The sequence below is a fragment of the Nocardia sp. MH4 genome (genome assembly GCF_019266065.1).
Classification (GTDB): domain Bacteria; phylum Actinomycetota; class Actinomycetes; order Mycobacteriales; family Mycobacteriaceae; genus Nocardia; species Nocardia canadensis.
The window spans coordinates 1-14,268 of the sequence record NZ_LPNR01000094.1; the positions used below are offsets into that span (position 1 = coordinate 1).

General features: G+C 69.6%; 14 protein-coding genes. 9 read left to right on the forward strand and 5 right to left on the reverse strand.

Annotated features, from left to right (window positions below; genetic code table 11):
• Together ATM97_RS12690 and ATM97_RS12695 are read left to right on the forward strand one after the other, a co-directional pair.
• Window positions 1-483, forward strand: a 483-nt coding sequence (locus ATM97_RS12690; RefSeq protein ID WP_374104852.1) for a hypothetical protein, incomplete at its 5' end; no start/stop codon positions are given.
• Window positions 484-720: 237 nt separating this feature from the next.
• Window positions 721-1,341, forward strand: coding sequence for a class F sortase (locus tag ATM97_RS12695; protein ID WP_218718205.1), 621 nt, complete (start codon window positions 721-723; stop codon window positions 1,339-1,341).
• Window positions 1,342-1,535: 194 nt separating this feature from the next.
• On the opposite strand, the gene ATM97_RS12700 is transcribed toward ATM97_RS12695, so the two are convergent.
• Together ATM97_RS12700 and ATM97_RS12705 are read right to left on the reverse strand one after the other, a co-directional pair.
• Window positions 1,536-2,900 (reverse strand): NlpC/P60 family protein, encoded by a 1,365-nt coding sequence (locus ATM97_RS12700; RefSeq protein WP_218718206.1) that lies wholly within the window; start codon window positions 2,898-2,900, stop codon window positions 1,536-1,538.
• A gap of 324 nt (window positions 2,901-3,224) precedes the next feature.
• Window positions 3,225-3,785: a DUF6676 family protein gene (locus ATM97_RS12705; RefSeq protein WP_218718207.1), complete on the reverse strand. Its 561-nt coding sequence runs from the start codon at window positions 3,783-3,785 to the stop codon at window positions 3,225-3,227.
• A 279-nt stretch (window positions 3,786-4,064) separates the two neighbouring features.
• Here ATM97_RS12705 and acnA point away from each other — a divergent pair, with 279 nt between their 5' ends.
• Window positions 4,065-6,878, forward strand: coding sequence for an aconitate hydratase AcnA (gene acnA / locus ATM97_RS12710; protein WP_218718208.1), 2,814 nt, complete (start codon window positions 4,065-4,067; stop codon window positions 6,876-6,878).
• Between the two features lie 256 nt (window positions 6,879-7,134).
• Complete coding sequence (locus ATM97_RS12715; protein ID WP_019047713.1) at window positions 7,135-7,701, forward strand: TetR/AcrR family transcriptional regulator; 567 nt, start codon at window positions 7,135-7,137, stop codon at window positions 7,699-7,701.
• A gap of 132 nt (window positions 7,702-7,833) precedes the next feature.
• Here ATM97_RS12715 and ATM97_RS12720 read toward each other — a convergent pair whose 3' ends face one another.
• The gene (locus ATM97_RS12720) at window positions 7,834-8,328 is read right to left on the reverse strand and encodes a MarR family winged helix-turn-helix transcriptional regulator (RefSeq protein ID WP_218718209.1); all 495 of its coding nucleotides are present in this window, start codon (window positions 8,326-8,328) and stop codon (window positions 7,834-7,836) included.
• A 65-nt stretch (window positions 8,329-8,393) separates the two neighbouring features.
• Between ATM97_RS12720 and ATM97_RS12725 the strand changes: the two genes are divergently transcribed.
• The 4 genes from ATM97_RS12725 (at window position 8,394) to ATM97_RS12740 (ending at window position 11,069) form a co-directional block, all read left to right on the forward strand.
• Window positions 8,394-8,888 carry a cupin domain-containing protein gene (locus ATM97_RS12725; RefSeq protein ID WP_374104853.1) on the forward strand — a complete coding sequence of 165 codons (495 nt, stop codon included), beginning with the start codon at window positions 8,394-8,396 and terminating at the stop codon, window positions 8,886-8,888.
• An 85-nt stretch (window positions 8,889-8,973) separates the two neighbouring features.
• On the forward strand, window positions 8,974-9,390 hold the full coding sequence (locus ATM97_RS12730) for a thioesterase family protein (protein WP_218718210.1): 417 nt from the start codon (window positions 8,974-8,976) through the stop codon (window positions 9,388-9,390).
• A gap of 286 nt (window positions 9,391-9,676) precedes the next feature.
• Complete coding sequence (locus ATM97_RS12735; protein ID WP_218718211.1) at window positions 9,677-10,096, forward strand: hypothetical protein; 420 nt, start codon at window positions 9,677-9,679, stop codon at window positions 10,094-10,096.
• A gap of 13 nt (window positions 10,097-10,109) precedes the next feature.
• Entirely contained in the window at window positions 10,110-11,069 is a 960-nt protein-coding gene (locus tag ATM97_RS12740) for an MvdC/MvdD family ATP grasp protein (RefSeq protein ID WP_218718212.1), read from the forward strand.
• A 7-nt stretch (window positions 11,070-11,076) separates the two neighbouring features.
• On the opposite strand, the gene ATM97_RS12745 is transcribed toward ATM97_RS12740, so the two are convergent.
• Window positions 11,077-11,349: a helix-turn-helix domain-containing protein gene (locus tag ATM97_RS12745; RefSeq protein WP_019047730.1), complete on the reverse strand. Its 273-nt coding sequence runs from the start codon at window positions 11,347-11,349 to the stop codon at window positions 11,077-11,079.
• A 307-nt stretch (window positions 11,350-11,656) separates the two neighbouring features.
• Window positions 11,657-13,288: an ABC-F family ATP-binding cassette domain-containing protein gene (locus ATM97_RS12750; protein WP_218718213.1), complete on the reverse strand. Its 1,632-nt coding sequence runs from the start codon at window positions 13,286-13,288 to the stop codon at window positions 11,657-11,659.
• A gap of 149 nt (window positions 13,289-13,437) precedes the next feature.
• Between ATM97_RS12750 and ATM97_RS12755 the strand changes: the two genes are divergently transcribed.
• A complete protein-coding gene (locus ATM97_RS12755; RefSeq protein ID WP_218718214.1) occupies window positions 13,438-14,202 on the forward strand; it encodes an SDR family oxidoreductase in 765 nt (254 codons plus the stop codon).
• Window positions 14,203-14,268 lie beyond the last annotated feature (66 nt).

The following is a 14,268-nucleotide window of genomic DNA, read 5'->3' on the forward strand; positions in this document are numbered from 1 at the left end:
GCGGTCGGCAGCGCCGCGGTCGGCAGCGCCGCACTCGGCAGCGCCGCACTCGGCAGCGCCGCACTCGGCAGCGCCGCAGTCGGTGGCGCGGTGCTCGGTGGCGCGTTGGCAGGGTCGGGGTCGGCTCAGGGGCCCGGCGCCTCCGGCGACCAGGGCGCACCTTCGCCTGTCGAACAGGCTCCGGGCGCCGGCGCTCGGAACGGGTCCGACACGCCCGCAGGGAATTCCGGCGACACGACGAAGCCGGACAACGGCCGTTCCAGTGGCGCGTCCGTCACCGGCGGCGCCACCACAACCGGCGGCACGGGAACAGCGACCGCCGCGAGCGGCTACGGCATGCCCTCGGGCGCACCCGAGACCGGTGCCGGCGGCCGGTTCCGCGACGACCGGCTCATGCTGGCCGGGTTCGGCGTGCTGGCACTGCTCGGCGCCGCCGTCGCCGTGACTCGCGACCAGCGCCGCGCAGGAAGGACCCGACCGTGACCACTCGATCGACAGCCGGTCCGCGGCCCGACCACACCCGGGTCCGATGGGCCACCGATGCCGACCCCACCCGGCTCGAACGAACACGAGCGCTGCGCTCCGGCACTGCTCGGCGCCGCGGCCGCGCTGACACTCGACCGCTCGGTCCGGACGACACCGAGGCAGGCAAACGACGTGGTTCCAGGTCGGGCGGCGGTCGACGGCGCGATCGAGCATGGCGCAGAACGAGTTTTGGCGATGCGCGGTAGGCAGGGGTGGCGGACCGTCGTGGTAGCGGTGGTCCTGGTCGGTGTGGCGGCGGCGTTCTTCCGGGCCGCCGCCACACAGGTTCCGGGGCAGGCCGCACCGCCGCCCGCCCACGTCGCCACCGCGCTGCCGGGCGCGGTGGCGGCGGCCGCCCCGCTGGGCCGCTCGGCACCGGTCCGGCTGGAGATTCCGCGGATCGGGCTCGACACCGGCGTGGAGCGCAGCGGGACCACCGCGGCCGGGGCACTCGCCGCGCCCCCGGACTTCGAGCGCCCGTCGTGGTTCGAGCCGGGCGCCAGTCCCGGGGAGGCGGGGGCGGCGGTGATCCTCGGACACGTCGACTCGACCGGCGGGCCCGCCGTCTTCTTCCGGCTCGCCGAGCTCGCCGCGGGCGACGAGATCCAGCTGACCAGGGCCGACGGCAGCACCGTCCGGTTCGTCGTCGACCGCACCGAGTCGGTGGACAAGACGCAGTTCCCGACCGAGCGCGTGTTCGCCGACGACGGCACGGCCCGCCTGCGCCTCATCACCTGCGGCGGCGCGTTCGACCCGGCCCAGCGCCGCTACCTGTCCAATGTCATCGTCTCCGCGACCCTGGTCGCCACCACCTGACCCCGGTGACACCACCTGAGCGGAATAGCCATCAGGGTCCGGTCCTGGCTCGGCCTCGGTGCGCAGGTCGGCCCCAGACGCGCAACCCGATCCAAGGTCCGCAGCCCGAGCCCAGGTCGGCACAACACGACCCCAGGACCGCAGCCCAACCCCAGGTGCCCGACCCGGCCCAGGCGCACAACCCGGTGCAGCGCCTACTCGGTGACGATGCGGACCGCGTACGGCATGATCCCGTCCTCACGGACCGGCGAGATCTTCACGACGTCACCGGATTCGGGAGCCTCGATCATCTTCCCGTTGCCCAGGTAGAGCGCGACGTGCGCGCTGCCGCCCGGTCCCCAGAACAGCATGTCGCCGCGTTCGCGGTCCTCCACGTCGACGCGGGTGCCCGCGTTGTATTGGTAGCCGCTGTAGTGCGGCAGCGAGACGCCGATCCCGGCGAAGGCGTAGAGCATCAGTCCCGAGCAGTCGAAGCCGACCTTGTTGTAGTCGCCGTGCGCGTCGGCGGTGCCGCCGTCGCGGATGCCCAGGGTCGGCCCGTCCTCGTCCCCGCCGCCCCAGGCGTAGGTGACCCCGAGTTGCGACATCGCCCGGTCGATCACCGTCTCGATCGCGGCCGATCCGGTGACCTGCGGTTTGGTCGGTTTCGGCTGGGTCTTGCGCGGCGAGGCGGGGGTGGACTCCAGCTCAGTGTGGGGGCGCTGGCCCTCGCCGAGGCGGGCGGCGCGGTCGCGGGCGGCCTGATCGGCGGCCGCGCGCTGGGCGGCGGCGTTGGCGGCGGCGAGTAGCGCGGTGACCTCGGCCTGGCGCTGATCGTCCCAGGCCAGGAACACCTCGCGCTGGCTCTGCAGGCCCGCCACCGTCTGGCGGGCGACGTCGAGGGCGGACTGCGCCGCGGCGCGATCGCGCTGGAGGTTGTCGCGGGTCACGGTCTGGCTGTCGTACTCGGACTTGGCCACGGCCACCGCGTTCTGGGCGGCGTTCTTCTTCTGCTCGGCGGCGTCGGCGGCACTGTCGGCGTCGGCCTTGGCCTGACGGGCCGCGGCGTTCTGGTTGGCCTGCGCGATCTGGGTGCGGCGCAGGTCGTCGAGCACCTGGCGCTGGTTCTTCGACACCATGCTCAGCACCTGCGCGCGATCCATCGCGGCATCAGGGGTCGAGGAGGCCAGGTAGGTGACGACCGAACTGTTCACCGGCCGCACGTAGGCCTGGGTCGCGAGCTGATCGAATTCCTGGCGGGCCACACCGACTTTGGCGCCCGCGTCGGCCAGCAGCGCCTGGGAATCGGTGACCGCGGCCGCGGCCGCGTCGGCGGCGTCACGGGCGGTCTGCAGATCGACCAGCGCCTGGTTGACCGCCTCGCGTTTGGCGGCGAGCACGTCGTCGAGGGCTCGCAGCTGCTGATCGGCCGCGGCGACGCGGTTGATCAGCACACCGATCTCGCCGACCCGCGCGTCGACCTGCGCGCCCGCGCCCGCGATCTCGCCGTCGGAGGGATTGGGGGGCGGCGGTGGCACCGCCGCGACCGGTCCCGCACTCGCGAGAACGGCCAGCGCCATCAGCAATCCTGCCGCTACCCGTAATAGCCCTGGTTCGTCCTGCCTGCCCGCACCGCGCACGGCACCTCCGAGTGACTCGACTCGACATACGCCACCGGTGCATCAGCCCACCCATCGACCACACAAGTCGACCAATGCCCCCTGTACCACTGCTTTCACGATCGCGATCACCGCAACCGTACGACACATAGTTCACAAAGGAAACATCTGCCACAGGATGACAGGGGTGTAATTTGCCGATTGCCCGGAATTAGCCTTACGAGCGACAGGTTTGCACGCGAAAAACAGACCAGAGGTCTGGAAATGTGACGAAAGGGAGACTTGTTACTCGGGGGATCCCGCATCGCGGTGCGCCACAGCGACCCGATCCCGCTCCTCGCCCTCGGGTCCGCGACGGACCTTGACGAGATACAGACCGGCGATCACGAGCGCGGTGAGCACCAGCAGCACAGCCGTGATCACCCCCCAGGACACACCTTCGGGCTCCTCGAGCCGGGCGACGAAGGCCTGCACGGCCTCCTCTGGATGGTTGCCCTTGTATTTGGCGCCGTCCTCGGCCCACTCCAGCCGGACGCGGCTGATGCCGTCGCTGTAGGTGCCGATCCAGTCGTCGCTGAAGACCGCGACGGTGCCCTGCGTACTTTTGCCCACCTCGGTGGCCAGGTCACGTAGGCTCGAGTCGTGGCCGGGGTTGCCGGGAACGACGACGACGCTCAGCGGGATCCCCTCGGATCGCGCCTCGGCGACGATCGCCGCCAGCTTCTCCTGGTTCACGCCTTTGGGAGCGGCGACATGATTGTCGGCGAGATCGGACCGGACACTGCTCAGCACGGTGTTCGGCGGCAGTTCGGCGGCCATCGGCGCAAAGGTGTGCAAGACGGTCATCTTCCATCCGGTCTGTCGAGCCTCGATCGCCTGCGTTGCGACGGGCATCCAACACTGCAGGGTGAGCGTCAACGCGTCATTCCCCGACTCGCTCGACTGGCACAGTAGCCGACGGTGCGCGCGGACACGCTCACACGGCTCGCCGAACCGCCCCCGCGTATTTCATAGGACAAGCGTACTGTTAGGCTCGTACGGCGAGGAATCCGGCGCTCACGGCGCCGAACCCCCTCCGAAGACGCGAGTCGCCGGCACAGCCCCGCCGGCGGCACACCCTCACAGATGAGTGGAGCTGACGTGACGAAGATTGATACCTTCGGCGCCAAGGGCACGCTCGAGGTCGGAAGCAACTCCTACGAGATCTTCCGTCTCTCGGCTGTTCCCGGCACCGAGAAGCTGCCCTACGCCCTGAAGGTGCTGGCGGAGAACCTGCTGCGCACCGAGGACGGCGCCAACATCACCGCCGATCACATCCGCGCGATCGCGAACTGGGACCCCTCGGCGCAGCCGAGCGTCGAGATCCAGTTCACCCCCGCGCGCGTGATCATGCAGGACTTCACCGGCGTGCCCTGCATCGTCGACCTCGCCACCATGCGTGAGGCCGTCACCACTCTCGGCGGCGACCCGAGCAAGGTGAACCCGCTCTCCCCTGCCGACATGGTCATCGACCACTCGGTGATCCTGGACGTCTTCGGTCGCGCCGACGCGCTGGAGCGCAACGTCGAGCTCGAGTACGAGCGCAACGGCGAGCGCTACCAGTTCCTGCGCTGGGGCCAGGGTGCCTTCGACGACTTCAAGGTCGTCCCCCCGGGCATGGGCATCGTCCACCAGGTCAACATCGAGTACCTGGCCCCCACCGTCATGGTCCGCAACGGCCAGGCCTACCCCGACACCTGTGTGGGCACCGACTCGCACACCACCATGGTCAACGGCCTGGGTGTGCTGGGCTGGGGCGTGGGTGGCATCGAGGCCGAGGCCGCGATGCTGGGCCAGCCGGTCTCCATGCTGATCCCGCGCGTCGTCGGCTTCAAGCTGACCGGTGAGATCAAGCCGGGCGTCACCGCCACCGACGTGGTGCTGACCGTCACCGACATGCTGCGCAAGCACGGCGTCGTCGGCAAGTTCGTCGAGTTCTACGGCGCCGGCGTGTCCGAGGTGCCGCTGGCCAACCGCGCCACCCTGGGCAACATGAGCCCCGAGTTCGGCTCCACCGCGGCGATCTTCCCGATCGACGAGGAGACCATCAACTACCTGCGCCTGACCGGCCGCACCGACGAGCAGCTCGCGCTCGTCGAGGCGTACGCCAAGGAACAGGGCATGTGGCACGACGCCGACAACGAGCCCGCGTACTCGGAGTACCTGGAGCTGGACCTGAGCACCGTGGTGCCGTCCATCGCCGGCCCGAAGCGCCCGCAGGACCGCATCCTGCTCAGCGAGTCCAAGGCGGCCTTCCGCTCCGACATCGTCAACTACGTCGGCCAGGGCGAGCTGTCCGCGCTGGACGAGGCGGGCGAGGAGTCCTTCCCTGCGTCGGATTCGGTCGCCGTGTCCGCCAACGCCGCCGACGACACCTACACCCCGGCCCACTCGGCCGCCAAGGGCGCCAACGGCCGTCCGTCCAAGCCGGTCGAGGTGCGCTCGTCCGAGCGCGGTGACTTCGTCCTCGATCACGGCGCCGTCGTGGTCGCGGGTATCACCTCCTGCACCAACACCTCCAACCCGTCGGTCATGCTGGGCGCCGCCCTGCTCGCCCGCAACGCGGTGGAGAAGGGCCTGTCGACCAAGCCGTGGGTGAAGACCAACATGGCGCCGGGCTCGCAGGTCGTCTCCGACTACTACGAGAAGGCCGGTCTGTGGCCCTACCTCGAGAAGCTCGGCTTCTACGTCGGTGGCTACGGCTGCACCACCTGCATCGGTAACACCGGCCCGCTGCCCGAGGAGATCTCGGCCGCGATCAACGACAACGACCTCTCGGTCACCGCCGTGCTGTCGGGTAACCGCAACTTCGAGGGTCGTATCTCCCCCGACGTGAAGATGAACTACCTGGCCTCCCCGCCGCTGGTCATCGCCTACGCGCTCGCGGGCACCATGGACTTCGACTTCGAGACCGACGCCCTCGGCCAGGACGCCGACGGCAACGACGTCTTCCTGAAGGACATCTGGCCCTCGGCCCAGGAGATCGACGACACCATCAAGGCGTCGATCAGCCAGGACATGTTCCGCAACTCCTACGCCACCGTCTTCGACGGCGACGCCCGCTGGCAGGGCCTGGCCACCCCGGAGGGCGACACCTTCGCGTGGGACGAGAAGTCGACCTACGTCCGCAAGGCGCCGTACTTCGACGGCATGTCGATGGACCCGAGCCCCGTCACCGACATCAAGGGCGCCCGCGTCCTGGCGCTGCTGGGCGACTCGGTCACCACCGACCACATCTCCCCGGCCGGCCCGATCAAGCCCGGCACCCCCGCCGCGCAGTACCTCGACGCCAACGGTGTGGCCCGCAAGGACTACAACTCGCTGGGCTCGCGTCGTGGTAACCACGAGGTGATGATCCGCGGCACCTTCGCCAACATCCGGCTGCGCAACCAGCTGCTCGACGACGTCTCGGGTGGCTACACCCGCGACTTCACCCAGGAGGGCGGCCCGCAGGCGTTCATCTACGACGCCTCGCAGAACTACCAGGCCGCGGGCATCCCGCTGGTCGTGCTCGGTGGCAAGGAATACGGTTCGGGCTCCTCGCGTGACTGGGCCGCCAAGGGCACCAGCCTGCTGGGCGTCAAGGCCGTCATCACCGAGTCGTTCGAGCGCATCCACCGCTCCAACCTGATCGGCATGGGCGTTGTGCCGCTGCAGTTCCCGGCCGGCCAGTCGGCCGCGTCGCTGGGCCTGACCGGCACCGAGACCTTCGACATCGAGGGCATCACCGCCCTCAACGAGGGTGTCACCCCGAAGACCGTCAAGGTCACCGCCACCGCGGAAGACGGCAAGGTCACCACGTTCGACGCGGTCGTGCGCATCGACACCCCCGGTGAGGCCGACTACTACCGCAACGGCGGCATCCTGCAGTACGTCCTGCGCAACATGATCCGCGGCTGAGATCATGCGCCGCTTCGCGGCGGGGTCCGGGGCCTCGTGACCCCGCCGCCGGACACTCGAGACTCGCGCCTGCGGCGCATGCGCTTCGAGTGCCCGGCGGCGGGGCGGCCCCGGACATCGCTCGTCGGGCTCGCTCCCGACGGGGTGGGTTCCTGCTCGGACCTCATCCACCATTGCTCGGCCACAAGCCAATTCATCATCGACCCCCGCTCCGCACTCCGGGGCGGGGGTCGGTGTATCGTCAGTCGGAGGACTCATGCCCAAGGTCAGCGACGACCACCTCGCCGCCCGCCGCAGCCAGATCCTCGACGGCGCACGGCGCTGCTTCGCCGAATACGGCTACGACGGCGCCACGGTGCGCCGTCTGGAGGAGGCCATCGGCCTCTCGCGCGGCGCCATCTTCCACCATTTCCGCGACAAGGACGCGCTGTTCTTCGCCCTGGCCAAGGACGACGCCGAGCGCATGGCCGAGGTCGCGGCCAACCAGGGCATCGTGCAGGTCATGCGGGACATGCTCGCCCGCCCCGAGGAATTCAACTGGCTGGGCACCCGCCTCGAGATCGCGCGCCGGGTGCGCACCGACCCGGAATTCCGCGCAGGCTGGACCCAGCGCTCCGCCGAACTCACCGCGGCCACCCTGGCCCGCCTGGAACGCCGCAAGGCCGCGGGCGCGCTGCGCGACGACGTCCCCACCGACGTCCTGCTCGGCTATCTGGACCTGGTGCTGGACGGCTTGATCGCCCGGATCGCCTCCGGCCACACCGACGACAACCTCTCCGCCGTCCTCGATCTCGTCGAAGCCTCCGTCCGCCGTCGCGACTGAGCTCCGGAACCCGAACCGCCGCAATGTTTTCCGGAACACCGCGGCGGTTCTTTCGTCGGTGCACCCACTGCCGACTCACCGATTGCGGTGCGCGGGATCTCCGATGACGATGGTTGCGCGTTGCGGGATCGGCTAGCCTTCGAGGCTGCGCAGCATGATGCGCGCGATCCGGTCCAGCGCCACACGATCGGCGGGATCGAGCACCGACAGCATGCGCGTCTCGTTCTCGATGTGCGCGCCGACGACGACGTCGACGAGTTCGCGCCCCGCGCCGGTGAGCGCGACGCGCACCGCCCGGCGATCGCCCTGATCGGCGATCCGGCGGACCAGTCCGGCCGTCTCCAGCCGGTCGATCCGCCCGGTCATCCCGGCGCGCGAGAGCATCAGCGTGTCGGCGAGCACCGAGGGGTTGAGTTCGTACGGCGCCCCCGAACGGCGCAGTGCCGCAAGCACATCGAACTCACCACGCTGCAATCCGTGCGCGGTGAACACGGCCTCGATGCGGGCCGTGGCGACGGTCATCAGCCTGCCGAGCCTGCCGAAGACGGCCATCGCCGCCAGGTCGAGGTCGGGGCGTTCGCGCCGCCACTGGGCGGCGATGGCATCGACGGCATCCGGATCATCCATGGACGCAATTCTATTCGCTGCGATATAGTTCGGTAGCGAATTATCAACCAGCGAATGGAAAAGCCATGACGAACGCCCGCGATATCGCCCTCTGCCTGCCCGAGGACGCGGAGACCCTCGGCACCGAGTCCGTGCGGATGCGCCTGCTCACCGACGCCGACGCCAGCGACGGCACCGTCAGCACGCTGGAGGTCACCATGGCGCAGGGCGCCGACGGCGCAGCGCCGCACTTCCACACCCGCTCCGACGAGCTGTTCTACGTCGCCGACGGCGAACTCCAGGTCATGGCGGGCGACCACATCCACACCGTCGGCGCGGGCGGCTCCCTGGTGGTCCCCCGCCACATGCCGCACGCCTTCGGCGCCACCCCCGACAGCGGCGCGCGCATCCTCATCGCCCTGATGCCCGGCGTGCAGCGCTTCGAGTACTTCCGTCTGCTCGACCGCCTGATCCGCGGCGAGGCGACGCACGACGAATTCGTCGCCGCCCAAGAGGAATTCGACAACCACTTCGTCGACGCGCCCGCCTGGTGGGCCGAGCGCAACGCCCACCGCCGCTGACCCGCGATACCGAACCGAGCAGTCTGTGGCGCAGATTGCAGTCATCGCGGGAACAATAGCGGCGAAACCCCTGGTTATACGCCGTATGACGTTCTCCGTACCGGTCCTCGTCCGCGGCTACGAGCTCGACACCCAGGGCCACCTCAACCACGCCGTCTACCACCAGTACGGCGAGCACGCCCGCTGGGAGCTGATGCGGGCGGCGGGGATCCCGCAGGACAAGTTCCTCGCCGGCGGGATCGGCGCGGTCGTCCTCGAATCGACGATCAAGTACCGGCGCGAACTGCGCGGCGGCGACGAGGTGACCGTGACGGCCACCTGCGAATGGGACGGCGGCAAAGTCTTCCGCTTCCACCACCAGATCATCAAACTCGACGGCACGGTGTCCGCGGAGATCACCGTGGTGGCCGGCGCGATGGACCTGACCGAGCGCAAGCTGGTCCCCAACCCCGGCGAGCACTTTCGCGCTCTGGCCGAACGCCCGGAGCTCCTCGGCCTCTGAACCCGAGCCGACACGGCCCGTATCGTTCAGCAATCTCGCGGCGATGCGGGCCGTCGGCGTACCCGACATCGTTAGCTGATCGATTGCCGGTGCGACGGTGTGATCCCTGGTCGAGTTGTCCGAAATTCTCTCCCCGCTAGGCGATCACGCGCCGCTCGGCGGTTTGCCCGAGGCCCCGCAAATCTTGCGAACCGACTCGGTGACGCCCGCTCGCGCGTTATGATCCGTAGCACCTTCGGGGGTTCTGGCAAATCGCGAGCAGACGAGAAGATCGGAGTGAGTGCCCATGACCGACGCCATCCACCTCCCCGCTACCGCGTCGTCCCGAGATCGGGGCCCCGCCTTGCGCGGATTGCTGGTGGCCGAGTCCGAGCGCGACATCTCGGTGCGGGTCGACGGTGGTACGTGGACCTTCGACCGGCGTGACGTCGTGCGGCTCACCGAAGACCGCGCCACCGCGGGGGAACGGCAGGTGCGCGTCGACATCCGGCCCGGCGCGACCGCCGATTTCACCCGCCGGATGCGGGTGGAACTGGTCGACCGGCCGATCACCCTGGCGCCCGAGCCCTCCGAGGCACTCGGTGACGACCTGCTGGCCCAGGCCACCCGCGCCTGGGCGGCCAAGCTGCGGATCGCGGAGCGCGGCGGAGTCACCGGCGCCACGTTCACCTTCCGCGACGGCATCAACTGCGACAGCCTCGACTGAACGGCCCACGGTCATGGAACGCGCGACCGACGCGGTGCTCATCGTCTCCGAAACCGACGACCTGCACGCCGATGCGCTGGCCGCCACGTTACGAGAACACCACGGGCTCGACCCGATTCGGCTGGATCTGCGCGACTTCCCCAGGGAGACAGGCAGTTTCCGGCTGAACAAGGCAGGCACCAATCGCGCGCTGGCCCACATCCACGGTCTCGACGACGTGCGCGCGGTCTGGTGGCGCAGGCCGCACCCGTGTCTGGTACCGCACGGCGTGCGCGCCGCCGACGACGAGTTCCGCCAGGCCGAATGCGACGGGTTCCTCCAGGGCATGCTGTGGTCGATCCCGGCGTACTGGATCAACGATCCGGCCGCCGAGCGCACCGCCAGCCGCAAGATCGTGCAGCTCGAGACGGCACAGCGGGCCGGGTTCGCCATCCCGGAGACACTGATCACCAACGATCCGGACGAAGCCCGCAGTTTCGTCGAATCCCGTTCCGGCCCAGTGGTATACAAGCGCACGGGCACCGGGCGCGGCGAATTCTCCGAGACCAGGATCATCACCCGGCCGGAGCTGAGCAGGCTCGGCTCGATCCGGTCGACCCCGACCACGTTCCAGGACTACGTCGAGGCCAGCTGCGATCTGCGGGTGGTCTGGGTCGACGGCATCGAGTGGTCGGTGCGCATCGATTCCCAGGCCGGCGTCGGCCGGGTCGATTCCCGGCTGGACACCTCGGTCGGCTTCGCCCGCGACCGGCTGCCCGCCTCGGTCAGCAAGTCGCTGGCCACCCTGATGGGGGCCCTCGGGCTGAGCTTCGGCGTCGTCGACCTGCGACTGGGCAACGACGGCGAGTACTACTTCCTCGAGGTCAACCCACAGGGGCAGTTCGCCTATCTCGAGATCAAGACGGGCCTGCCGCTGTTCACCAGCCTGGCGAACCTGCTCGTGCACGGGGACGGTGCGGTCCCCGGCTGGTGAGCGCGCCTCAGTCGGCCGGATTCTTGCGCCGGTTGGCGCCGCCACGGCCGCGCAACTCGACGTGCGACTCGACCAGCACATTGTGGATGAAGCCGTACGAGCGGCCGGTGGCCCTGGCCAGCGAGCGGATGCTCGCGCCCGCCTCGTACTGCTTCTTCAGCTGGGACTGCAACCGGTCGCGGGACTTGCCCGTGACCCGGGTGCCCTTTCCCAGCGCGGCCTTGCCGATCGTCGTCTTGCCCTTGGCCGACCTAGCGGCCTGTCTCGCACTGTCGCTCATGGCTTCCTCCGAGTCGCCGAGCAGCTGATTCCAGGCTAGACACTCCGGAGTCGGTGATCAACGAAAACAGTGATGAAACTCACGCGAGTGCCGCGAGTTCCCTCCCGACACAGCGTTTCACGCGCGACACACCGCCGTCACGGGCCCCTGACGGCTCAGGCGGTATAGAACAGCGCCCGAGCCGAGGACCTCCGTGGTGACGCTGCGCTACCGCCTCCGGCCCCTGACGGCTCAGGCGGTGTAGGACAGCGCCAGAGCCGGGGACCTCCGTGGTGACGCTGCGCTACCGCCTCCGGCCCCTGACGGCTCAGGCGAGGTCGATCAGCTCGGCGTATTCCTTCGACCAGTGGTCCTCGGTGCCGTCCGGCAGCAGGATGACGCGTTCCGGGTTCAGCGCCTCGGCGGCGCCCGGGTCGTGCGTCACCAGGACGACGGCGCCCGCGTAGGTGCGCAGCGCCTCGAGCACCTGCTCGCGCGAGATCGGGTCGAGGTTGTTGGTCGGCTCGTCCAGCAGCAGCACATTGGCCGCCGAGGACACCAGCCCGGCCAGCGCCAGCCGGGTCTTCTCACCACCGGACAGGGTGCCCGCGGGCTGCTCGAGCTGCGGACCGGTGAACATGAAGGCGCCGAGCAGGCTGCGCAGCTCCTGCTCGCCCGCGTCCGGGGAGGCGTGCCGGATGTTCTCCCACACCGTCGCCTGATCGTCGAGGGTGTCGTGCTCCTGGGCGAAGTAGCCGACCTTGAGGCCGCGGCCCTGTTCGATGCCGCCCGAGGTCGGCGTCTCGACACCGGCGAGCAACTTGAGCATGGTCGTCTTGCCCGCGCCGTTGAGGCCGAGCACCACGACGCGGCTGCCCTTGTCGACGGCGAAGTTGACGCCGGTGAAGATCTCCAGCGACCCGTAGAGCTTGGTCAGGTTGTTCACCATCAGCGGCGTCTTGCTGCACGGCGCGGGCTCGGGGAAGCGGATGCGGGCGACCTTGTCGGCCACGCGCACGTCGTCGAGCTCGGCCATCAAGCGCTCGGCCCGGCGCACCATCTGGTGTGCCGCAGCGGCTTTGGTGGCCTTGGCGCCGAGCTTGGCGGCCTGCTGACGCAGTGCGCTCGCCTTCTTCTCGGCGTTGGCGCGCTCGCGGACGCGGCGCTGTTCGTCGGTGGCGCGGGCGTCGAGGTACTTCTTCCAGCCCATGTTGTAGACATCGGGCTCGCCGCGCACCGCGTCGAGGAACCACACCTTGTTGACCACGGCCTCGAGCAGTTCGACATCGTGGCTGATCACGATGAGGCCGCCGTCGTGGTTCTGCAGGAACCCGCGCAGCCAGGTGATCGAGTCGGCGTCGAGGTGGTTGGTCGGCTCGTCGAGCAGCAGGATGCGGTCCGAGCGCCCGCCCGAGCCGTCGGAGGCGGAGAACAGGATGCGCGCGAGCTCGATGCGGCGGCGCTGACCGCCGGAGAGCGTGCGCAGCTGCTGGCCCAGGACCCGGTCGGGCAGGCCGAGGCTGTTGCAGATGCGGGCGGCTTCGCTTTCGGCGACGTAGCCGCCGAGCGAGGAGAACTGGTCCTCGAGGCGGCCGTACTTGCGGATCGCCTTCTCGCGTTCCTTCTCGTCGGCCACCTCGGCCATCAGCGCCTGCTGCTTCTCCATGTCCCGGATCAGGGTGTCCAGGCCGCGCGCGGACAGCACCCGATCGCGGGCGATCACATCGAGATCGCCTTCCTTGGGGTCCTGCGGCAGGTAGCCGATCTCGGTGGAGCGCGTGATCTTTCCGGCGTAGGGCTCACCCTCACCCGCGAGGATGCGCAAGGTGGTGGTCTTGCCCGCGCCGTTGCGTCCGACCAGTCCGATCCGGTCGCCGGACTGCACCCGCAGCGCCGGCCCGGGGGCCGAGAGCAGGGTGCGGACTCCGGCCCGGACCTCCAGGTCGGTCGCCGTGATCACAGGGCTTCTCCTCGTGTCGAAAAAGAATGGTGAGCGCCGATTCGACCCATCGTGCACCGTCGATGTCGGCAAGAACCACTCATTTTACCGTCCGCGGACTCGGCGACCGAACCGGCGCCGCCCGGTGTGAGCGTGGTTACTCTCGTCGCATGACTACCGATCTACTGGGCAGGACCGCCCTCGTCACCGGAGCGAGCCGCGGCATCGGCCTGGCCACCGCGGCCGAACTCCTGCGTCGCGGGGCCAACGTGCTGATCACCGCGCGCAAACCCGAACCGCTCGAGGCGGCGGCCACCGAGCTGCGCGCCCTCGGACACCCGGGGCAGGTGAGCGCGCTGGCGGGCAACGCGGGCGACGCCGAGGCGCGCGCCGAGGCGGTGGCCCGCGCGGTCGCGGAGTTCGGTTCGCTCGACATCCTGGTCAACAACACCGGCATCAACCCGGTGTACGGCGCGCTGATGGACGCCGACCTGGGCGCGGTCGGCAAGATCTTCGACGTGAACGTGGTGGCCTCGCTGGGCTACATCCAGCAGGCCTACCGGGCGTGGATGGCCGAGCACGGCGGCGCGATCGTCAACGTGGCCAGCGTGGCCGGCATCCGGTCCTCGGGCGTGATCTCCGCCTACGGCGCCTCCAAGGCGGCGCTGATCCGGCTCACCGAGGAACTGGCCTGGCAGCTGGGCCCGAACATCCGCGTCAACGCGGTGGCGCCGGGCGTGGTGAAGACCAAGTTCGCCGACGCCCTGTACTCGGCCGACGAGGACCGCGCCGCGAGCGTCTACCCCTTGAAGCGCCTCGGCGTCCCCGAGGACGTCGCCAAGCTGATCGCGTTCCTGGTCTCCGACGAAGCCGCCTGGATCACCGGCGACTGCGTCCGGGTCGACGGCGGCCTGCTCGCCACCGGCGGCATCTGACCGACGCAAGGGCGGCATCGGTTTCCCACGCGAAACCGATGCCGCCCAGCGGAACTACGACGTCGG

Coding starts and splice junctions, on each gene's coding strand:
- ATM97_RS12720 (WP_218718209.1), bottom strand. CDS start 8,328: ATGGATGATCCGGATGCCGTCGATGCCATCGCCGCCCAGTGGCGGCGC.
- ATM97_RS12715 (WP_019047713.1), top strand. CDS start 7,135: ATGCCCAAGGTCAGCGACGACCACCTCGCCGCCCGCCGCAGCCAGATC.
- ATM97_RS12755 (WP_218718214.1), top strand. CDS start 13,438: ATGACTACCGATCTACTGGGCAGGACCGCCCTCGTCACCGGAGCGAGC.
- ATM97_RS12725 (WP_374104853.1), top strand. CDS start 8,394: ATGACGAACGCCCGCGATATCGCCCTCTGCCTGCCCGAGGACGCGGAG.
- ATM97_RS12740 (WP_218718212.1), top strand. CDS start 10,110: ATGGAACGCGCGACCGACGCGGTGCTCATCGTCTCCGAAACCGACGAC.
- ATM97_RS12695 (WP_218718205.1), top strand. CDS start 721: ATGCGCGGTAGGCAGGGGTGGCGGACCGTCGTGGTAGCGGTGGTCCTG.
- ATM97_RS12700 (WP_218718206.1), bottom strand. CDS start 2,900: ATGGCGCTGGCCGTTCTCGCGAGTGCGGGACCGGTCGCGGCGGTGCCA.
- ATM97_RS12705 (WP_218718207.1), bottom strand. CDS start 3,785: ATGACCGTCTTGCACACCTTTGCGCCGATGGCCGCCGAACTGCCGCCG.
- ATM97_RS12745 (WP_019047730.1), bottom strand. CDS start 11,349: ATGAGCGACAGTGCGAGACAGGCCGCTAGGTCGGCCAAGGGCAAGACG.
- acnA (WP_218718208.1), top strand. CDS start 4,065: ATGAGTGGAGCTGACGTGACGAAGATTGATACCTTCGGCGCCAAGGGC.
- ATM97_RS12735 (WP_218718211.1), top strand. CDS start 9,677: ATGACCGACGCCATCCACCTCCCCGCTACCGCGTCGTCCCGAGATCGG.
- ATM97_RS12730 (WP_218718210.1), top strand. CDS start 8,974: ATGACGTTCTCCGTACCGGTCCTCGTCCGCGGCTACGAGCTCGACACC.